General features: G+C 39.3%; 16 protein-coding genes. 15 read left to right on the top strand and 1 reads right to left on the bottom strand.

Going from position 1 to position 20,872, the window contains the following annotated elements; genetic code table 11:
- The first annotated feature begins 136 nt into the window (after positions 1 to 136).
- The 8 genes from AC3B6Y_RS03405 to celB all read left to right on the top strand — a co-directional run bounded on the left by AC3B6Y_RS03405 (position 137) and on the right by celB (position 11,699).
- On the top strand, positions 137 to 1,081 hold the full coding sequence (locus AC3B6Y_RS03405) for an aldo/keto reductase (RefSeq protein WP_489791389.1): 945 nt from the start codon (positions 137 to 139) through the stop codon (positions 1,079 to 1,081).
- 414 nt (positions 1,082 to 1,495) lie between these two features.
- Complete coding sequence (locus tag AC3B6Y_RS03400; protein WP_489791388.1) at positions 1,496 to 3,721, top strand: putative mucin/carbohydrate-binding domain-containing protein; 2,226 nt, start codon at positions 1,496 to 1,498, stop codon at positions 3,719 to 3,721.
- Between the two features lie 250 nt (positions 3,722 to 3,971).
- The gene (locus AC3B6Y_RS03395) at positions 3,972 to 4,679 is read left to right on the top strand and encodes a B3/B4 domain-containing protein (protein WP_489791387.1); all 708 of its coding nucleotides are present in this window, start codon (positions 3,972 to 3,974) and stop codon (positions 4,677 to 4,679) included.
- Positions 4,680 to 5,154: 475 nt separating this feature from the next.
- On the top strand, positions 5,155 to 5,703 hold the full coding sequence (locus AC3B6Y_RS03390) for a cysteine hydrolase family protein (protein ID WP_489791386.1): 549 nt from the start codon (positions 5,155 to 5,157) through the stop codon (positions 5,701 to 5,703).
- 316 nt (positions 5,704 to 6,019) lie between these two features.
- On the top strand, positions 6,020 to 6,805 hold the full coding sequence (locus tag AC3B6Y_RS03385) for a 2-keto-4-pentenoate hydratase (protein WP_489791384.1): 786 nt from the start codon (positions 6,020 to 6,022) through the stop codon (positions 6,803 to 6,805).
- Positions 6,806 to 7,085: 280 nt separating this feature from the next.
- Complete coding sequence (locus tag AC3B6Y_RS03380) at positions 7,086 to 8,726, top strand: mannitol dehydrogenase family protein (protein WP_489791383.1); 1,641 nt, start codon at positions 7,086 to 7,088, stop codon at positions 8,724 to 8,726.
- Between the two features lie 226 nt (positions 8,727 to 8,952).
- Positions 8,953 to 10,329: a glycoside hydrolase family 1 protein gene (locus AC3B6Y_RS03375; RefSeq protein ID WP_489791381.1), complete on the top strand. Its 1,377-nt coding sequence runs from the start codon at positions 8,953 to 8,955 to the stop codon at positions 10,327 to 10,329.
- The gene (celB, locus tag AC3B6Y_RS03370) at positions 10,329 to 11,699 is read left to right on the top strand and encodes a PTS cellobiose transporter subunit IIC (protein ID WP_489791379.1); all 1,371 of its coding nucleotides are present in this window, start codon (positions 10,329 to 10,331) and stop codon (positions 11,697 to 11,699) included. The genes AC3B6Y_RS03375 and celB overlap by 1 nt, the downstream gene beginning before the upstream one ends.
- 172 nt (positions 11,700 to 11,871) lie before the next feature.
- Here celB and AC3B6Y_RS03365 read toward each other — a convergent pair whose 3' ends face one another.
- Positions 11,872 to 12,882, bottom strand: a complete 1,011-nt coding sequence (locus tag AC3B6Y_RS03365) for a LacI family DNA-binding transcriptional regulator (protein WP_489791378.1) — start codon at positions 12,880 to 12,882, stop codon at positions 11,872 to 11,874.
- A gap of 146 nt (positions 12,883 to 13,028) precedes the next feature.
- On the opposite strand from AC3B6Y_RS03365, the gene AC3B6Y_RS03360 reads away from it, so the two are divergent.
- From AC3B6Y_RS03360 to AC3B6Y_RS03330, 7 genes are all read left to right on the top strand, one after another.
- Positions 13,029 to 13,760 carry a hypothetical protein gene (locus AC3B6Y_RS03360; RefSeq protein WP_489791377.1) on the top strand — a complete coding sequence of 244 codons (732 nt, stop codon included), beginning with the start codon at positions 13,029 to 13,031 and terminating at the stop codon, positions 13,758 to 13,760.
- Between the two features lie 13 nt (positions 13,761 to 13,773).
- The gene (locus tag AC3B6Y_RS03355; RefSeq protein WP_489756732.1) at positions 13,774 to 15,225 is read left to right on the top strand and encodes a PTS transporter subunit IIC; all 1,452 of its coding nucleotides are present in this window, start codon (positions 13,774 to 13,776) and stop codon (positions 15,223 to 15,225) included.
- Positions 15,226 to 15,246: 21 nt separating this feature from the next.
- Entirely contained in the window at positions 15,247 to 16,215 is a 969-nt protein-coding gene (locus AC3B6Y_RS03350) for an amidohydrolase family protein (protein WP_489756731.1), read from the top strand.
- A 108-nt stretch (positions 16,216 to 16,323) separates the two neighbouring features.
- Entirely contained in the window at positions 16,324 to 17,280 is a 957-nt protein-coding gene (locus AC3B6Y_RS03345) for an NAD(P)-dependent oxidoreductase (protein WP_489769454.1), read from the top strand.
- A gap of 116 nt (positions 17,281 to 17,396) precedes the next feature.
- Positions 17,397 to 18,401: a hypothetical protein gene (locus AC3B6Y_RS03340; RefSeq protein ID WP_489791375.1), complete on the top strand. Its 1,005-nt coding sequence runs from the start codon at positions 17,397 to 17,399 to the stop codon at positions 18,399 to 18,401.
- A gap of 12 nt (positions 18,402 to 18,413) precedes the next feature.
- A complete protein-coding gene (locus tag AC3B6Y_RS03335) occupies positions 18,414 to 19,946 on the top strand; it encodes an FGGY-family carbohydrate kinase (protein WP_489791374.1) in 1,533 nt (510 codons plus the stop codon).
- Positions 19,943 to 20,815, top strand: a complete 873-nt coding sequence (locus AC3B6Y_RS03330) for an L-ribulose-5-phosphate 3-epimerase (RefSeq protein ID WP_489791373.1) — start codon at positions 19,943 to 19,945, stop codon at positions 20,813 to 20,815. The genes AC3B6Y_RS03335 and AC3B6Y_RS03330 overlap by 4 nt, the downstream gene beginning before the upstream one ends.
- The last annotated feature ends 57 nt before the right edge of the window (positions 20,816 to 20,872 follow it).

Below are 20,872 nucleotides of genomic sequence, written 5' to 3'. Positions count from 1 at the left end.
TACTAGTAAAAGTGTTTTTTAGTAATATAATAATTTATAGAAACAAATGTTAGCGCTATCGATGAGTTCGGGGATTAATGAATATATTTTGGCGAAAATTGCAGAATAACTAGTGCTGACGAAAGGAGAGATTATTATGGTTGAGACAGTTCAGATTGGTAAAAGTGATGTAACGACAATTAAGTTAGGTTTGGGTGCTAATAAAGTTGGTGGTCATAATCTATTTCAAAATTTGAATGAGCAAGATGGCTATGATTTGTTACGCGAATCTATTGCCCAAGGTGTTAATTTTTTAGATACGGCGTTTGATTATGGACGCGGGCGTTCGGAAGAGATTATTGGCGACGTCTTGCAAGAATATGATCGTTCCAAGATAATTGTGGCTGATAAGGCGGCACAAGATCCAGCCCAAAACTTCGCCATGAATAACACTCCACAATTTTTAACAGAAGCTGTTGATAAGGCTTTGAAGCGGTTAAAGACCGACTACATTGATATTTTTTATATTCATTTTCCTGATGAAAAGACTCCTAAAGATGAAGCCGTGGCTGCTTTAGTTGATTTGAAAAAAGCGGGTAAAATTCGCGCTATCGGGGTTTCTAACTTCTCCTTAGATCAAATTAAGGAAGCTAATAAAGATGGTCAAGTTGACATTGTAGAAGATCAATTTAGTCTAATCTATAAAAGTCCAGCCCAAGAAGAAATGCAATATCTCAAAGATCATCAAATCTCATTTGTACCATATTTCCCATTAGCTTCGGGCTTGTTAACTGGTAAATATACTAAAGCCGATTGGAACAAGTTTCACCAAAGTGACGGCGGTAAGTTATTGGAATATTTAACTGAATCTAAGTTCAATGATGCAATTACTGGCTTGGAACAAGTTCGGACCATTGCGCAAGCCCATGCTGCGACAGTCACGCAAGTTGTTTTAGCTTGGTATATGGCTAATCCACTAGTCAGTGTGGTCATCCCAGGAGCACGGAATGTCAAGCAAGTTCAGGGCAATGCCGCCGCCTTGAAAATTAATTTAACTGCGAGTGAATATCAAACAATTGATCAAGCATTTAAGATGTTTTAATAGATACTAGATCAAAAGATTAGGTTGAGACAAAAGTTGGAAGTGCAAGCCAAACTTCTAAACAATTTTTGTCGCAACCTTTTTTGTTTTAGTTGTCACTATTTATGTTCGGAAATTATAAATTAAATTGATCAATAAGGTTGGATTAATGCTTGGTAAATGTTAAGATGTTTTCTTGTGCATTTATCTTATTGTGTGAACTATTTTTGCTGTACTAAATCTTGATATATCAAAAATAATAATCAATTAATCAGAGAAGCTTACAATAGATACTTAAAAATTGAAGACTGCCAGTGCTTAATGGTTAAATGATTTTTGTTTTAGTTCTATCATAGAGAAGCGCAGCATTTTGTTTTGCTGCTGTTATTTTGGAAAACTGAGCAGTTTAAAAAATTATGTTTTGGAGGAATCAAAGTGAAGAAAAATTTCTTAAGAATATCAGGATTATTTTTGTTGATGTTCTTTTTCTTTATTAGTAGCGCGCTGAATATTAAGGCGGCTACCAAAACGCAAACCATTACCAGTTTGCCCGAACCAACTTGGATTGAAAATGCGGGTATGAGTAAGGGTAAGTATCATGATCGTCAAGATTTGGGATTTATCTTGCGTGAAAATACGGTCTTGAAAGTTCGGCAAACCAATCCTAACTTTACTGGTAACTTAACCTTGCGATTACTGGGTTATGATTCAAAAATGGAAAAAAGTGTGACGGTCGGTTCCAGCTGGACAACTGTGAGTGCGGATTCACCATTAGTACCCTTTGTCGATACTCCTTATGGCAAGACATCTGCGACTTTAGAATATGAAATCGAAGATACGAGAGCGCAAAAGCCGTTACCAATTTATACCTACAAAGGTAATCAAACCGCCTTTTTCAAGACTTGGGACCAATACGACGGTAATTTTGCGTTAATTAAGGGCAAAGACTTTCAATTATTAATTCCCAAGAGTGATAAGGAAGCTGTGAGAAAGTTAACTGATTACAAAAACTTAGACGAATTAATTGATCACTATACTGAGATCTTTGCTTTTTATAACAAAATGGCCGGTTTTGACGGATCTACACCAACCAACATGAACGGTCAAAATCGTTACTTCTTAAAAGCAGATGCTCATGGCTCTGGTGGCGCTTATTATAGCGATCAGTGGGCCGCTAATACTTCCAGATCCGTTAAAATGTGGCTGACCAAACTTGATTGGGCTACTTTACACGAAATTGCGCACGGTTATCAAGCTGGTTTTGACGGCGTCGGTATGTATACCGGTGAAGTGTCTAATAATTTGTTTGGCGTGCAATATCAATATACTAAGTACGGTAAGAAAGCTGATCAAATTGGTTGGCTCTTTAACTATGGTAAAAAAGATGCCGTTGAAAATAGTCTGTACAAAACCTTAGTGACTGACAAAGGCGGTTATGCTGATGTTGATTTACGCGGTAAATTAATTCTATTAACCATGCTCAAGCAAAAAGCTGGTGACAGTTCCTTTACTAAGATGTACCAAGAATATCGGCAATTAGCCAACCAACCGGGATTTAAGAAGAGTGACTACCCATTACCAGACTTGATGAACCAAGTTTACAGTGAAAATAGTCACCAGGACTTTACCCCGGTATTACAACGTTGGGGCTTAAGCGTTAATGGTTCACAACAAGAAAAAAATCGAGCTGCTAATTATCCAGCTGTGGCGTCCTTAGCTGATGTCGTACCACAAGCTCAACTAGCTACTGCGCGGAAATTATTAGACAAAAACATTTTAATTAATTCCAATTTTGAAATGGTTCAAAACAAAGATATTGCCCCGTTAAACTTGACTGGTAACTTAACGTTGAACCTAACTACTGACGATATTCAAAATCTAAAGGGTACTACAATTGCCTTGAAAGATGGTGCTAAAGTGGTGGCTTCGCAACCAATCACGGCTAAGACTATTACCTTTAAGAATGTGCCGAACGGTATTTACACCTTAGCTTTCTCTGGAAAAGCCATGCAGCAATACATGCCGAATAAGAACTACGTTTATGCGAAAGAAGCGAACAACAATACAGCACTGACTTTGAAAAATGTTAGTGTTAGTTCTTTAACTAATCAGGAATTAGATTTTCTGGGTGTCAATGACAATAAGTTTGCCACCTTGAAGACAAATTTAAATCAGCACCAGGCAACTTTGGCAATTACTAATACCACACCGCATTCTTATTACAAGGGTCAAAAGTATGCACAAATAACTGTGAAAGACAGCAACAATAAGACTACTTTTACTAAGACCATTGAAGGTACTGGTGTCACTAAGGGGAATGTGACCTTTGCTTTAAACCCGGGTGATACACTGGAGATTTATCATGCAGAAACGAAGAATCGCTTAACATCGACAGATAACATTGTTGATAAAACTAATAACATGAACAAGTGGACTGTGACTAAGTTTGGTTTAAAGAACAATGCTTTAAACAATGATCCACAACAAACTTTGATCAATAAAATTAGTAATCAATGTTCCCAATTGATGAATCAACAAGACCAACAAAATATTCCATTAGCACAATCGCCAGTGAAAAAAGCTTTGTTGGCGGACATCAATTTGTTAGATGAACCATATCAGAGTACCTACAAACAGATGTATGGTCTTTTGTTTAGATAATAGCTTCTTTTCAAGAAAAAGGTTTTAGAAATTATTGATTATGTAATTTAAAAATACCGCTTTACTTTTTATATTGGACGTCAGGTGAGTAAAACTAGGAATTTCTTCCGCAGATTTATTAACGCCTGTGGCGTCCTTTTTTATTTGCAACAAAGTTTGAGATATTTATTTGGCGTCTGGAAAAGCTAGTCTATAATATGAATTGTGAAGAGAAAATGATTTATTTCTGGTGTTCAGAGGAGAGAAAACTATGTTAACCAAATTTACGGTTAGTCCAAAGTTCTGGCAATTATTTCCAGAGGCCAGTATTTCGGTAATTGTTGCCAAAGATGTTGATAATCATTCGCAAGCTGATATGCCAAAGTTGTTGGCTGAAGCTAACCAGAATGCTGTTAAATGGTTACCAGAGGATGCGATTGGCCAAAATCCGGTAGTTCAAGATTGGCGGCAAGCTTATCACAAGTTCAAAACCAAAAAAGGGGCTCGTAGTTCAGTCGAAAATTTGCTGAAGCGGGCTAAGCAAGGTAAAGGTGTCGGTTCGATTAATCCGATTGTCGATCTTTATAATATTGTATCTTTGACATGGGCTTTTCCTTTGGGTGGACAGGACATGGATTTGTTGCAAGGTCATTTAGAGTTAACGATTGCGCACGGTGGTGAGCAGTTCTTCCCAATCGGCGAAGATTCTGCTGAGGAAGCTTTGCCAGGTGAAGTAATTTATCAAGATGAAGAGTCAGTTGTTTGTCGTTGCTGGAATTGGCGGGATAGTAGTCGCGTAGAGATTAGTGAACATTCTAAAAATGTGATTTTTTATTTAGAAAATGTTAATCCTGACCGTGCGGATGATCAAAAGCAAGCTGTAGAATTGTTGCAAAATCTACTACAGAAATATTTAGGAGTCCAAACGCAAACTTGGCTTGTTAATCAGGAAAATCCAGCGATTGATTTTAGTAAGTAACATCTTTAATATTCTTGAAATAAAAAGGCTGCTCATCGTAAGTTGATGAACAGCTTTTTTCGTATAGTGTTGTGAATGGTAGTGATCTATTCAGTTGCAGAAATAATTGGTAAGTCAGATTTGAACAGCTGAAAACGTGTGGTAAACTTTGGTCTAAAGTGATAGTATCAGGGTATTTATTGTCAAATTAAAATGTTTTTACCCCAGTAACTAGTGTTGTAGTGTGTTTAGAAATTTTGATTGAGATATTTGAAAGATATTATGATATGGTTTGGTAGTTGTATCAGGCTTTCACAAATCATTAAATGAACCTTGAAAAATAATGTCTCCACTTTTTTTAAATTTGTTGCAGAATTTTAGTAATACCTTGAGTATGTAATCTAATGCTGAGCTTTTCAAAGATATATAAGACATCGCTATAGTTAAAATACAAACTAATCTCTAAAATTTAGTTAATCAATAAGGAGAATTTGATATGGGAAATGTAGCATTAGTGGTAATTGATGTACAAAAAACTTTTCGCGATGGTAGCTGGGGAGCGCGAAATAATGAATTTGCTGAAGATAATGTGCAACAGTTGTTACAAATTTTTCGTAAGCAAGAAGAATTAGTTATTAACGTACATCATATTAGTGATGATCCGCAATCGCGGTTTTATTTTCAAAGTCCTGGTTTCCAATTTCAAGAGCAGGCCGAACCTTTATCTTCGGAAATTGTTTTGGAGAAAACGGTGAACAGTGCTTTTATTGGAACTAAATTAGAAAATATTTTACGAGAACATCAAATTAAAAAATTATTCATTTGTGGCTTGACCACGCCGCATTGCGTATCCACCACTACGCGAATGGCTGGAAATTTAGGATTTGATACTTACTTAGTGGAAGATGCAACGGCTTCTTTTGCAATTAAGGATTATCGTGGTCAAAGTTATAGCGCCCAAGAAGTTCAGGATGTGTCAATTGCTACCTTGGATCAAGAATTTGCGACAATTATCAAAACCGTTGACGTGGAAAAATATATTTAAGCTTTCCATTTTGACTTTGAAGACTTGTCAATAGTTGCTTAGTTTTGAAACTAAATTAGATTAACTGTTGACATTTCTAAATTAAAGTTTTATAACTAAATTATAAAATATTAAAGAGGGGTAAAACAATGACATCATCAGTACAAGCAACTACACGAATTATTATCAGCATTGTCATTATTGAATGATAGGTGCTGACAACTTGTGGTGCCTATCAAATCCAATTTGGTAGGCAGCTGATGATTCATTTTTAGGTCCGCTGCTTAAAACATAAGCCGCGGATCTTTTTTATTTCTCTAACAAAGGAGATAGTATCATGACACTGACAGAACAACAAAACCAATTAGCTAAGGATTTATACCAAGCATTTAAGGATAATCAACCGCTCCAAAGTTTTGATTATGCTGATGTGGTCAATGATTTTGACACAGCATATGAGGTGCAACAAGCAGTGATGAAATTAAAGGGGCAGCCCACTGCTGGTTATAAGGTATCTTTAACTTCAGAGCAAACGCAAAAAATGTTTGATGCTGATTCACCACTTTATGGCGCGCAGGTAGCGGACAAATTTTTAGATTCTGGAACCACCTTGAGTTTGAAAGATTACAATGAGCCTTTGGTCGAAGTGGAATTTGAATTTACTGCTAAACGACCGCTGACTCCCGCAATGTCAGAAACCGAGTTGTTACAAAATTGTTATGTTGCTGCGGATATGGAGGTGCCTGATGCGCGGTTTACGAACTGGTTCCCGGATCTGAATAAATATTTAGTATTAAGTGATACGGCTGTTGGGGGCGCAGTCGTGGGCGGCAAGGTGAAAGATGGTGCTACCTTAAAGTTAGCGGATTTAGCTCACGTTTTTGCAGTTTTAACTTTTAATGGTGAGGAACAAGCCCATGGCCAAGGTAGTGAAGTTTTGGGTAATCCAGTGACATCTTTAAAATGGTTAGTTAAAAAATTGTCTGAGCAAGGCTTTAGTTTCCCAGCGGGGACGCATGCGTCAACTGGAACATTTATCTTGCCGCCACACTTACAACCGGGAACTTGGGAAGCAAAATTTACGGATGATTTTGGAACAGTCACTTTGAATGTAACTGACTAATGTCATTGGAAGTGGTCATGTTTTAAATGATTTAAGGGTCTAATGTTCGATCGGTGATCGAAGTTAGGCTCTTTTAATGTTTTATAGCTAAAATTAAAAATGGTATAATAAAAGGTATTTTTAGAAAGCGATTACGCGAAATTGAGCTTAATTCTAGAAACAATGGCGAGCGTAACTGTCTTTCTAGGAATATCCAACCAATTAGTCAGAGCAGCAGCTACTAGTTGAGTTACTTGGCTAATATTTACTTAAGCATAACTAAACTTAAAGGAGTAATGACATGGTTCGATTGACGGATGATTATCAACAACAAGCAACAAGTTTTCGAGAGGCGGGCATTACCGTTCCCCAATACGATCAAACTGCGCTTACACAAAAAACGCTCCAAGCTCCCATTTGGATTCATTTTGGTGGCGGCAATTTATTTCGTTGTTTTCATGCAAAGATTGCTCAAGATTTATTAAATCAGGGGGAATTAGACCGCGGAATCATTGTGGCGGAAACTTTTGATCCCGAAGTGATTGAAAAAATTTATCAGCCAGCCAATAATCGGATGCTTAGTGTTGTTCTCAAAGAGGACGGCACGTTAGATAAAGAATTGTTAGCTAGTGTGGCCGCTTCACTATTTGTAGATCATAATGATGCCCAGCAGTGGGCGCAATTGACGAACTATTTTGTGGCACCAACACTACAATTGGTGACTTTTTCAATTACGGAAAAAGGTTATTCATTAGTTGATGTGGCCGGCAACTTAACCAAGGCAGCCCAGGCAGACATTGCTCACGGACCGGAGGCACCAATCACCAATATGGGTATTGTGGCGCACTTGTTATATGAACGTTTTAAAGCTGGTCAATTACCACTAGCGTTAGTCAGTACCGATAACTTTTCACAGAATGGTTTAAAACTGCAAACGGAAGTTTTACGAATTGCCAAAGGCTGGGTTGATAATCAGTTGGTAGCAGCCGATTTTATTGATTATTTGACTAATCCTGAGTTAATCACCTTCCCGTGCAGTATGATTGATCGGATTACGCCCAGTCCAAGTGCTGATGTAGCCCAACAATTACAACAAAGTGGTTTTAGTGATACACAAATTTTGACCACAGCTAAAACCACCGTGATTGCACCCTTTGCCAACACTGAGGAAGTGCACTATTTAGTCATTGAGGATAACTTTCCAAATGGGCGTCCGCAGTTGGAACAAGCAGGGGTTATTATGACTGACCGAGCCACGGTTAATGATGCCGATCAAATGAAAGTAACGGCGTGCTTGAATCCTTTGCATACTGCCTTAGCAATTTTCGGCTCGTTACTAGGCTTTACTTCGATTGCTGATGAAGTGGCTGATGCCGATTTATTGGGTTTAATCAAGAATTTGGGTTATGGTGAAGCTCTGCCTGTAGTCAAAGATCCCAAGATTATTAATCCACAAAAATTTATTGCAGAATTAATTGACAAGCGTTTGCCTAATAAAAATATTCCAGATACTCCATATCGGATTGCAACGGATACGTCACAATTATTAGCGATCCGCTATGGAGTAACGTTGCAACATTATGTAGATGATCCCACACGCGATCCGCAAACTTTGGAATTTATTCCTTTAATTTTAGCGGGCTGGTGTCGTTACTTAATGGGCGTAGATGACCAAGGACAGCAGTTTGTGCAAAGTCCCGATCCCCAATTGGCAACCTTAAAAGCTTATGTACAAGACGTACAGTTAGGAGCTTCTGATGTAGATGTGCACCAGGTTTTACAGCCCATCTTAAGTAATCGTAGTAGTTTTGGGAATGATCTCTATGCAATTGGCGTTGGTACTAAGGTTGAAAATTACTTTCAACGCTTAATTGCTGGCCCGGGTGCGGTACGGCAAGTGTTGCATGATACGGTGACCACTAAGGGAGAGCAATTTCATTAGTTGACAGGGATAGAATTTGTTGCTTAGCAATAACTAACTTTAAAAAATTACAATGGAGTGCCTATATTTTAGGTGCTTTTTTGTTGTACAAAATAAGTTTTTACGTTAGAATACGATATTTGTTTGGTGAAGGACAGCACTTACTTGACAAAGCATGGTAAGGCTTTCATAATGCTTCGTATGACAGATGATTCTGAATTAATATACTTAAAATAAAGGAGTTATTATGCTAGATAAAGATTTTTTATGGGGGGCATCATTATCGGCCCACCAAACTGAAGGGGCGGCTAGTGAAGATGGCAAGTCTGCTTCGGTGCAAGACTGTCGCCAACGCGATCCACAAATTGCTGATTTTACAGTGGCTAGTGATCATTATCACCGCTATCAGGAAGATATTGAATTATTGGCTCAGATGGGAGCCAAGGCGTTACGGATTTCGATCCCGTGGACGCGGATTATTCCCCAAGGTGTGGGTGCGGTTAATCCGTTAGCGATTAAACATTATCAAGACGTGTTTAATACAATGCATCACTTTGATATTGAACCGATGGTGACAATGTATCACTTTGATTTGCCCCAGAGCTTGCAGGAACAAGGCGGTTGGACTAATCGACAAACGGTCCAAGCCTATGAGCAATATGCACAAACTTTGTTTGAAAATTTTGGTGATCAAGTTCATTATTGGTTAACCATTAATGAACCTAACATTATGTTGTTAGCTGATCGCAAAATTTTAGGATTTACTTATACTCATCAGCAGCGCTACCAAGCTTTTTATAATTTAATGATTGCTGAAAAAAAGGCCTTTGCTTTATGCCACCAAATGTTACCGCAAGCTCAAATTGGTCCAGTGCCTAATATTTCTTACGTTTATCCAGGGAGTGCTGATCCAAAAGACATTCGTGCGGCGGAATATTTTAATGCGGTGCGGAACTGGGCGTATTTAGACTTTTCGGTACGTGGGCGGCTGAATCCTCTGTTTAAATCTTATTTACACCAAACCGGCATTGATTTGGAAATTTTACCAGAAGATCAAGCTTTGGTAACCGAGAACTTTCCGGACTTTTTGGGAATCAATTATTACACGAGTGTAACTGTTGAATATCCCAAGACGCACCAAGACCGGCTCAGTGGCGTCAGCGATCAGCAATCAGAAGACGTCTATGAAGCAGGCTTTTATAAAGGATTGACCAATCCGTATCTACAGAAAAATGATTTTAACTGGACAGTAGATCCTTTAGGTTTACAAACGACACTGGAAGTCATTAATGATCGTTATCAATTGCCAATTTATATTACGGAAAATGGCTTAGGGGCATATGATGAATTGACCAGTGATCACCAAATTCATGATCCATACCGCATTGATTATCTCAAACAACATATTTTTAGTGTGCAACAGGCTGTGGCAGCTGGAGTGCCTGTCAAAGGTTATTTACCGTGGTCAGCCTTAGATTTAGTGAGTGTGCATGAAGGAATGAAAAAGCGTTATGGCTTAATTTATGTCGATCGGACAGAGCAAGATTTAAAAACGCTGGCCCGTTATCCCAAAGATAGTTATTTCTGGTATCAGCAAGTGATTAAACAGCGAGGAGTCGAGTAATGCAAGCAATCTTTGATTTTTTAAATAAGTACTTGTTACCGCCGCTCAATAAATTAGCCAATACCAAAATCATTCGGGCCATCATGGATGCCAGTTTGGCAGCGGTGCCCTTTACGATTGTGGCGTCTATCTTTCTAATTTTAAATAATTTGCCACAAATTTTTCCCTTTGCGGCTAATTTTTTCAAAAATACCATTATGAAATTTAGTGGCTTTTACATGTTGGGCAATACCATGGCTTTGGGTTCCATTGCACTCTATTACGCAGTGGCTTTAGGGTATTATTACATTGAACAATATCGCAAAGCTGGAGAAACTCAACTTAATTCGTTTACCGGAGCTTTACTGTCATTATTTGCGTTTTTGTTAACCGTTCCTAGTATTTCTTGGCAAAAAGGATCCGCTGTGGGTGCAGATAAAGTGGTTGCCGCCCATAACTATCTAGCTGGTGGGGTATCCATGGTTAATGGTTGGCTGACTCGCTTTGGTGGCGTCGGAATTTTTATTGCAATTATTACGGGAGTTATTGCCGTGCAGCTGTACCGTTTGTGTGTCAATAAAAATGTCACCATTAAAATGCCCCAAGGGGTCCCGGAAGGTGTTAGTCGCTCCTTCGCCTCGTTAATTCCCGCTATTTTAGTGGCGGTGGTAATGATTGGTTTAGATATTATCTTAGGCTTAATGGGGACCGATTTACATCAACTATTATCTGCACCATTTGGCTTTGTCAAAAATCTGACCGGATCATGGTTAGGCATGATGGTAATTTTATTATTGATTCACTTACTCTGGGCTGTTGGTGTTCACGGGACGGCAATTATCAAGAATAGTTTTGTAAACCCCATTTTATTAGTGGCTTTAACCGAAAATATTAATGGTCAGCATAATATTTTTGCCGGCGATTTTATTAATATGTGGGTCTTTATTGGTGGCGCTGGTGGTACGCTGGGCTTAGTAATTTTAATGCTAACTGTGGCCAAATCGGCGCAATTGAAAACTTTAGGCAAAACAGCGATTTTACCAGCCATCTTCAATATTAACGAACCAGTGATTTTTGGAGCACCGATTGTTTATAATCCATATTTGATTATTCCGTTTATCGTTAATCCCATGATCTTAGCTTCCATTGCCTATATGGCAATTAAACTACACTTTGTGGGTTATGTTAATGCCGCGATTGCCTGGATTTTGCCAGTGGGTGTTGGCGCTTTTATTGGAACAAGTGGCAATTTGATGGCTGCCGCAGTGGCGTTGTTGAATTTAGTCGTGTCACTAGTCATTTACTATCCATTTTTGAAAATGTATGACAAGAAATTATATCAAGAGGAACAACAAGCAACTTCCGAACCAGTCGCTAATCCAGTAAATTAAAAATTTGTACAGTTCAAAAGTCGCAGGAATCTGCGGCTTTTTTAGTATCAGCAAGTTATTAGAAACAACACGCTGAAAAATTAAGGTTGACAATTGGAGGAAAACGAATACAATAAGATTGTAATTTAGTTAAACGGTTAACTAAATTTGCTCAACCAAATCGGTATTTGGTTTAAAAACTGGCGCCGGTAATCTGTTTGGTGGGAATAAGTTTTAATTGTGGTGCTTGCGAACTGTGATCTTTGGTAGTGATTTTTTGATGTAATAATTGAATAGCGGTTTGCCCAATTAAAAAGGAGTCTTGGCGAATGCAGCTAATTTTTGGATTAATCACTTGCATCCAATCAAACTCTTCGTAGGTTGCAACTCCATAATCTGCGGGATAACTATAATTGAGTGTTTGCATAGCTTTTAATAACCGTAGTAGTACCCGCGCATTCATACAGAAAAAACCAATCTTTTTATTGCGTGGTTGGTGCATGATGGCGGCTAGATTATTTGTGAATTGTTCGTATTCTTGATCTAAGCCGTTATGTGGCACGGTTAACAAGTGATCGACTGTGTTGTGATAACCGGTGGCTTTTAAAAAACCTTCAAAGCGCTGAGTCCGAGTACTAATGTTCTGAAAGGGCCAAGTGACAAAGTATAAATCATAGTTTTTCTGTTTCATCTTAGCAACTAATTGTTTGACTGATTCGACGTTATCAGTCGCAACAGTGTCAATATTCAAGGGACTTTGTTGGCGGTCAACCATGACGGTTGTTTGATTTGACAATGATTTATAGACCGGACTATCCGGATTGACTGGATCGACGATCATGCCTGCCACTTTCTCATTAGTTAAACGGATAATATTATCCATTTCCTTTTGTTCACGATTGTTCGAATTGGTAAAAAGAACGCGGTAGTTGAACCGATCGCATTGATCGTAAATACCAGATAACATTTGCGAAGTAAAAGGATTAGTAATGTCGGCGAGAGAAATACCAATAGTGTTATTTTCGTTGCGGGCCAGATTGCGGGCACTACCGTTAGGAGCAAAGTTAGTACTGCGAACAATGGTTTCTAATTTTTGCCGCGTTTTTAATGACATGCGTTGATAATTACCGTTTAAAAAATTAGAGACAGTGGCGGTTGAAACGTTTGCCATTTGGGCAATATCTTTAATTGTTAATTTTGTCATAATGTAACCTTCGAACAGAGATAATTTTTATCTTTAGTATAGCAGATTCGTGCGGGCAAATGGTAAATGACCTTTAGTCGTTAAGTTAAAAGGTTAATCGTTTAATATTGATATTTATTTCACAAAAAATTAAAGGAGGTGATAAAATGCCAAAATATATTGCCAATACTGCTGTTTTTCAGCACTTGATTCAAGCACAGGTGCCATATCAAAAAATTATGCAACAAACTAAATTATTGGGTTTTGATGTGCTGGAGTTACGTAGTGAATGGTTGGATTTGCAGCCATTAGCTTTACAACAACTACAAAAACAAGCCCAACAAATTAATTTGCCGTTGTATTTGAGTATTAATGATGTTTTGTTTCAAGCCGGACAACTAAATCCTAAATTGTCACAGTATGTCCACTTACAGCAAACTTTACAGGCACAGTCGTTAAAACTGAATTTAGGTGAATTTGCGCCTACGAATGCTAATTGGGCAACGCAATTAGCGCAAATTTTGCAAGCAGATTGTCAATTAGAGATTGAGAATAATCAAACCTCGACTCAAAGTGATTTGACGCAAACTGCACAGTTCTTTCAAAGTCTCACCCCACAATTGACAAACGTTCATTATTGTTTTGACGTGGCGAACTGGTATTGGCTAGATGCTAGTATTACTCAAGCCTGGCAAACTTTACAGCCAGTCACGAACTACTTGCATTTGAAAAATGTTCAAAATCAACAAGTGACGACGGATTTAATGCAAGGATCAATTTCATGGTCAGACTTTTTGCCGACAGTGTCGAAAGTTGAGCAAATTGGTTTGGAATATGCCACTGATCAGGCTACGTTAGCGCAAAATTTACAACAAATTCAACATTTGTTAGCGCAGTAAGGAAGGTGAAGTTATGTTAGAAACAGTCAATCAAATATTTCAAGTTTTTGGTGCTAGCGTAGTGGTTCCGATCATGATTTTTATTGTCGCAGTTTGTTTACGGGTAAAAGTTAAAACAGCGATGATGAGTGCGTTCTATGCAGGAGTTGGTTTAACTGGCTTTGGTTGGATTATTCAAGCTTTTACACCAGTTGTCACGAAAATCATTAAGCAAATGGTCAACCAAACGGGAATTAAATTACCGGTTGTAGATATTGGCTGGCAAGCAGGCTCGTTAGCTTCGTTTGGCTCATCAGTTGGTTTAAGCTTCTTTGTTTTTGGTTTAATTGCGGAGTTGTTATTATTTGCTTTCGGTGTGACTAAAATCTTTATGGCTTCGAATTTATGGAATAATTTTGGTTTTATGATTTGGGGCACGTTATGTTATTACGTTACGCATAACTTCTGGTTATCTTTGGGACTATCATTCTTTATGTTACTATATGCACTATTATTAGCAGAAGTCCAAGCGGATCGTTGGTCTGATTATTATGGGGTGAAGAATGCATCAGTCGCTTCGCTACATAATATTGAGCAAGTGATTCCGGCTATTATTTTAGATCCATTGTGGAATTTATTAGGTTTTAACAAGGTTAAGATGACTCCGGAATACTTTAAAAATAAACTGGGTGTCTTTGGCGAACCGACAACGTTAGGAGCTATTTTAGGTTTATTGATTGGCATTTTGGGTAACTTAACGAAACTGGGAACTTTAAAAGCTTGGGGGCAAATCTTATCCTTTGCGATTGAGTTGTCAGCGGTCATGACAATTTTCCCATTAATTACGGACGTCTTTTCCAAAGCCTTTACGCCGTTGGCAGATGAAATTGACAAGCGCAAAAAGCAACAAACGCAAACTGCGAGTCAAGTTGATCCGGTCAAAGATAAAAAGCGGTGGTTCTTGGGCGTTGATGATGGCGTTGGTTATGGTGAACCTGCAACCATTATTTCGGGCGTGATCTTAATTCCAATTATGGTGTTAATCGCCTTTATCTTACCGGGAAATAAAACTTTGCCAATTGTGGACTTGATTTCCTTGCCGTTCATGGTGGAATCCATTGTCGCCTTAACACGGGGCAATATTTTAAAAGTAATCGCGAACGGCATTGTTTGGTTTAGTTTAGGCTTGTATGCTTCTAGCTGGTTAGGCAGCATTTATACGGGAGCTGTGTCACATTACGGTGCGGCAATTCCAGCTGGCATTGTCTTGATTACGAGTTTTAATTTGATGGCACGGCCCTTGAATGCACTAGTCTTTGCTGCCTTTATTTCGAAGAATCCACTGTGGATTGGTTTAGTAATTGTTGTTTACTTGGTACTGTTGTATGTATTACGCAGATATCGGCCACAGATTTGGCGCTATTTGAACAAGATGGCGGATAAAAATGCTGGTTACGCTGGTAGTCAAGAAAAAATTGAGTATTGATTTGAGAAAGGAAGTTTCACGATGAAAAAAATTGATGGACATTTACATTTAGTACGGTCAATTGCTGGCTTAAACGGCAAAGGACGCATGACGCCTTTAGGTCATGGGCAAACGATTTGGGATGATGGTACATTAGTCAAATTAATTCCTGATGGCTGGGGTGATGATAATTTCTTAGCCGAATCAGCATTGCAAGTGATGGATGACAACGGTATTAATAAGGCGGTTTTATTACAAGGTAGTTTGAATGGTTACCAAAACTATTATTCTTACCAAACAGTTAAAAAGTATCCTGAGCGTTTTGTGGCCGCTTTTTCGGTTGATCCTTTTACTGAAAATGCGATGCAAATTGTGCGGCGGCATGTCGAAGACTTAGGCTTTCGGGCTTTAAAGTTTGAAATTAGTGAAGGTGGCGGTCTGCACGGTTATCACAAACCATTTCGTTTAGATACTAATCCAGAAGTGGGTAAGATTTTGCACTATTTAGCGGACTATCCTGGGTTTGTCATTACGACTGATTATGGTGATTATACACAATTTAGTTATGAACCCGAAGCAATCGCCACCTTAGCACAGCGCTATCCACAGTTAGATTTTGTGGTTTGTCACTTATCTTTCCCGAATGCGGATCATTTGGATCGTTTAGAAAATGCATTAACCCAATGGCAACCGTATGACAATATTGCGACCGAATTATCAGCTATTCAAGACATTGAAGGGGAGACGGAATTTCCATTTCCACGGTGTCAAAAAGATGTGCGCTTAGCTAAGAGTGTCCTAGGTGCTAAACGGATTTTCTGGGGCACAGATTCTCCGTGGTCTTCAACTTTTAACTCTTATCATAATTTAGCAACTTGGTTAGAAGCGACGGATATCTTTACGCCTAGTGAATTAGAAGATGTGATGTATAACAATGCCGAACGCATTTACTTTAAAGAAAAAAATGTGCAAGCCATGCGGGTAGCCGAAGATCCCGTGTTTAAAAAATAACGCAGACTAGTCTAAGCTACGTACTAGACAAATAAAGCTAGTTGAGAGTGCAACTAGAACTTCCAGCTAATGAGTTCACCGATGAATTAATAAAGGAGCAATCAATTAATGAGTAAAGCAAAAATTTTAGTCACAGGAATTATTCCAGAAGCGGGTTTAACGGAATTAAAAGCCACGTTTGATGTGACCTATGAACCAGAAATTGAAACGCGCGCCTGGATTTTGGAGCATTTAAAAGAATACGACGGTCTGTTATTAATGGGCACCAAAGCGGATCGCGAACTGATTGATGCGGGTCCTAACTTGAAAATTATTACCGCTAATGGTGTAGGTTTTGACCATATTGATATTGAGTATGCGAAACAAAAAGGTATTGTGGTAACTAATTGTCCCCAAGGGGTGCGTGTACCAACGGCGGAAATGACGATTGCATTGATCTTGGCAACGGTGCGGCGTTTGCATTTTTATGATCAACTGGTCCGGCGCGGCGACTGGGTTGATGTTTCCGAGCAGAAATACATGGGCATGAGCTTACAAGGTAAAACTTTAGGGGTTTACGGTATGGGCCGCATTGGTTCGCAAGTAGCAGCATTTGCCCAAGTTTTAGGCATGCAAGTTATCTATAATGATGCACGTCGATTAGATAGTGACTTGGAACAAAAATTAGCCGTGAAATATGTTGATTTTGAGACTTTGGTTCAGCAAAGTGATGTGATTACGTTACATGCGCCTTCCTTACCATCGACCATTGGTATTTTTAATGCAGCTGTTTTTCAGCAGATGAAACCAACTGCTTATATCGTAAATGCCGCTCGGGGAGTATTAATTAAGCAAGATGATCTCATCAAAGCTTTACAAACCGGCGAAATTGCGGGGGCGGGATTAGATGTTTTTGAAACAGAACCCAATATTCCACAAGCTCTAAGAGACTTAGATAATGTAGTCTTAAGTCCACATGCCGGGACGGGTACGTTAGAAGCGCGCACGGCGATCGCGCAAGAAGCTTCGACTAACTTGATTAATTACTTCCAAGATCACAGTGCGCCTAATCAAGTTAATCAGTAAATTTAAATAAAAAGTTAATCGCAAGCTTTAGCAGATGTTCGTCTGATTCATAGGAGGCTGGGGCAAATTGTTGTCCTAACCTTCTTTTATTTTTGAATAGAGGCAAGGTGTTCCAAATGAAATTTAAAAAAGTTTTTAGTGATCAATTGGATCACTGTTATGCTTTGTTACACTTACAAGCTTTAAATCAGGATTTTTTGATTGTTGCTTCCGAAGAAGACCAACCTTGTTATGCCTATGATTTGAATCATCATTGGCAAAAAATCACTGTCTGGCCCAATATTGGGGGCACGATGACGTTAGTTGCTATTCCTGGCACTTTGAACTTTTTAGCAACACAAAAGTTTTATCCCGGCTTTAACTCAGCCACCTGTCGGATTGTCAAAGAAACTTTTACGGGAAACGGTTGGCAACAAACAGTTGTCGGTGAGTGTCCGTATATTCACCGCTTTGATATTATTCCCAAAACCGGGCAAACGGGCTTTTGGTATGTTGGTTGCTCGATTGCTAACAGTAAACAAAAGACGAACGATTGGTCAGATCCCGGTAAAATTTGGGTGGGGGAATATGATGATGATCAAGCACGCCTGCTTAACCTGCACGCACTCAAACAGCGCATTACGCAAAATCATGGTTATCAGCGTTTAGCGACTTGTTCTTTAATCACGGGTCGAGAAGGAGTTTTCCGTTTAAGTTGGCCGACTGAAACGCAGTCGTGGCAGTTACAACAATTGACCACAGCCGCGACGTCCGATATTTGTTGTGCGGATATTAATCAAGATGGTGCGCCAGAGTATTTAACCATTACGGATTTTCACGGGGCACATTTACGCTTATATGATCAACATTTTCAGTTATTGCAACAAACAACCACTCCCACCCCCTTTGGACATGCACTTTTTGGCGGGCCGATTGGGAGTCGAGAGTATTTCCTATTCGGTTGGCGAGCTGGGCAACAAGGCTTAGCGTTAATTGAGCATCCCGATTTAAAACTGCAATTAATTGAAACTGGTGTTGGTCCCAGTAATGTTTTGGTTTATCAAAAGCAGCAACAATCTTATTTGTTAGCGGCTAATCGCGAGGCTAATGAAGTGGCAGTTTACCAAATCTTGCTGGATTAGGAGGAATAGGTCATGCGGTATTATTTAACGATTGATAATGGTGGTACCAAAACCAAAGTAGTGATTTGTGACCTGAATGGGCAACAGGTAGCAGTTAGTGCGTTTCCCACCCAAAAAGTCCGAGCAGATGCCGAGGTTCAAGAAATTAAACTGCAAGATTTATTGGCACATTTGGGTCAAGCCATTAGACAAGCTCTGACACAAGCAGCCTTGAGCGCTGAACAAATTGCCGCAGTGACGGTTGTAGGACATGGCAAAGGACTATATCTTTTAGATCGTCACCAGCAAATTTTTCATAATGGTATTTTATCGACTGATCAGCGAGCTATTGAGCTAGCACAACAGTTTGAAGCGCAGGTTACTCAAATTTATCCCATTAGTCAACAACACGTCATGGCTAGTCAAGCGCCTGTTTTATTAGCTTGGCTCAAACAAAATCAGCCGGCCGTTTATCAACAAATTGGGACCGTTTTTTCTAATAAGGATTTTATTCGCTACCTGTTAACGGGAGAAATCTATCAAGAAATCGGTGATGCTTCGGGCAATAACTTGCTCAATTTGACAACACAACAGTATGATGAGCGCCTACTTGACTTCTTTGGGATCCCCGAAATCAAAGCAGCCTTGCCACCGTTAGTGCAAGCAACCACGATGTGTGGGCATTTAACCGCAGCTGCCGCGCAAGTGACCGGCTTAAAGCCGCAAACACCAGTTTTTGGGGGCATGTTTGATATTGATGCTTGTACGTTAGCGACGGGCGTTTTGGATGAAAGTTTATTAAGTATGATTGCAGGTACTTGGAATATGAACTTACTGGTGGGTTCGGCGCGTGCCCCCCAACAATTAGGTTTGATGAATTCGCTCTTTGTGACACAACAAAATTTAGTCGAAGCCTCTAGCCCGACATCAGCCGGCAATTTAGCTTTAATGATTAAAATGTTGTTAGCTGATGAAACGCTTAACGCAAAGAAACAACAGCGTTCAATCTATGACTATTTAGAAGATTTTTTAAAAGTTACCGATCCGAGTTATGCGCAGGTCTTCTTCTTGCCATTTCTGTACGGGAGTAATGCGCATCCCGATGCGCAGGGAGCCTTAATCGGTTTACGGAGTAATACCAGTAAATCTGAGTTGATTCGGGCAGTTTATGAGGGTATTTGTTTTGCACATAAGACCCATGTCCAACAGTTATTACAAGTCACCACGCAGCCACAAGTTGTTCGCTTGTCTGGTGGAGCGGTTAATTCAATGCAATGGATGCAAATGTTTGCGGATGTTTTGCAATTACCTGTGGAAATTCCACAAGCTACGGAATTAGGCGGGCTAGGAGGTGCCATTTGTTGTGCGGTGGCTCAAGGGGCTTGGCCCGACTTTAAAACGGCCGTTCACGAAATGACACACGTTAAGCAACGCTTTGAACCAGATTTACAAGCTAGTGCTGTGTATCAAGCCAAATATCAAGTCTATCAAGAATTAGTGCAAGCTTTAAATACTAGTTGGCCAGCTGTAGTGCAGTTACAGCAACAATTGGGAGGTACAAAATGATTACTAATCCATTAGGTATTTACGAAAAAGCATTACCGCAAAATTTAACGTGGCAACAAACGTTTGAATTGGTACATGAATTAGGGTTTAACTTTTTGGAATTTTCGATTGATGAAAGTGATGAGCGCTTAAAACGTTTAACGTGGAGCCGTCAGGAACGGCAAGAATTTCGGCAAGCTTTGTGGGCAACGCATAGTCATATTAATACGTTAATGTTGTCTGGACACCGGCGTTACCCTTTGGGAGCGAAGGATCCGGCAATTCAAGCAAAGGCGCTGACTATGATGCAACAAGCACTCGACTTAGCGGTAGACTTAGGCATTCGAAATATTCAATTAGCGGGCTACGATGTTTATTATGATAAAAAGACTCCGTTAAGTCATGAACTATTTATTGAAAATTTACAACGCTGTGTCGATATGGCAGCCTCCAGATTAGTCATGCTCTCCATTGAAACGATGGATGATCCGTTTTTAAATTCCTTGAGTAAAATTCAAGAAGTTAAACAGCAAATTGCTAGTCCATGGCTGCAAGGATATCCGGATATTGGCAATATTTCAGCATGGCCGCAAAATGATGTAATTACTGATTTAGAGACCAATATGAAACAAATTGTAGCGGTTCATTTAAAAGATACTAAAAAAGTAACTACTACTAGTCCGGGCCAGTTCAAAGAAGTACCCTTTGGTCAAGGTGACGTAGATTTTGAAGGGTGCTTACGCGCTTTTAAGCGACTCGGTTATGCTGGAAGTTTTACAGTAGAAATGTGGAGTCAAAAAGCTGCTGATCCCGTGGCTAAAGTGCGCCAAGCGAAGGAATTTTTTGACCAATTGTTTGCGCAAGTAGGCTTAAAGCAAGCTGCTCTATAAAACAGGTGCTAAAAGTTGAGGATTAGTGAAATCCCAGTTGTCAGCAGATTTTTAATT

The organism is Bombilactobacillus sp. ESL1092 (genome assembly GCF_058107465.1).
The sequence above is the reverse complement of the archived record's forward strand: the minus strand, read 5'-3'. Positions and strand labels throughout refer to the sequence as shown.

Excerpts from the sequence above, each read along its gene's own strand:
- AC3B6Y_RS03405 (WP_489791389.1), top strand. The coding sequence starts at position 137 with ATGGTTGAGACAGTTCAGATTGGTAAAAGTGATGTAACGACAATTAAG.
- AC3B6Y_RS03395 (WP_489791387.1), top strand. The coding sequence starts at position 3,972 with ATGTTAACCAAATTTACGGTTAGTCCAAAGTTCTGGCAATTATTTCCA.
- AC3B6Y_RS03390 (WP_489791386.1), top strand. The coding sequence starts at position 5,155 with ATGGGAAATGTAGCATTAGTGGTAATTGATGTACAAAAAACTTTTCGC.
- AC3B6Y_RS03385 (WP_489791384.1), top strand. The coding sequence starts at position 6,020 with ATGACACTGACAGAACAACAAAACCAATTAGCTAAGGATTTATACCAA.
- AC3B6Y_RS03380 (WP_489791383.1), top strand. The coding sequence starts at position 7,086 with ATGGTTCGATTGACGGATGATTATCAACAACAAGCAACAAGTTTTCGA.
- AC3B6Y_RS03375 (WP_489791381.1), top strand. The coding sequence starts at position 8,953 with ATGCTAGATAAAGATTTTTTATGGGGGGCATCATTATCGGCCCACCAA.
- celB (WP_489791379.1), top strand. The coding sequence starts at position 10,329 with ATGCAAGCAATCTTTGATTTTTTAAATAAGTACTTGTTACCGCCGCTC.
- AC3B6Y_RS03365 (WP_489791378.1), bottom strand. The coding sequence starts at position 12,882 with ATGACAAAATTAACAATTAAAGATATTGCCCAAATGGCAAACGTTTCA.
- AC3B6Y_RS03360 (WP_489791377.1), top strand. The coding sequence starts at position 13,029 with ATGCCAAAATATATTGCCAATACTGCTGTTTTTCAGCACTTGATTCAA.
- AC3B6Y_RS03355 (WP_489756732.1), top strand. The coding sequence starts at position 13,774 with ATGTTAGAAACAGTCAATCAAATATTTCAAGTTTTTGGTGCTAGCGTA.
- AC3B6Y_RS03350 (WP_489756731.1), top strand. The coding sequence starts at position 15,247 with ATGAAAAAAATTGATGGACATTTACATTTAGTACGGTCAATTGCTGGC.
- AC3B6Y_RS03345 (WP_489769454.1), top strand. The coding sequence starts at position 16,324 with ATGAGTAAAGCAAAAATTTTAGTCACAGGAATTATTCCAGAAGCGGGT.
- AC3B6Y_RS03340 (WP_489791375.1), top strand. The coding sequence starts at position 17,397 with ATGAAATTTAAAAAAGTTTTTAGTGATCAATTGGATCACTGTTATGCT.
- AC3B6Y_RS03335 (WP_489791374.1), top strand. The coding sequence starts at position 18,414 with ATGCGGTATTATTTAACGATTGATAATGGTGGTACCAAAACCAAAGTA.
- AC3B6Y_RS03330 (WP_489791373.1), top strand. The coding sequence starts at position 19,943 with ATGATTACTAATCCATTAGGTATTTACGAAAAAGCATTACCGCAAAAT.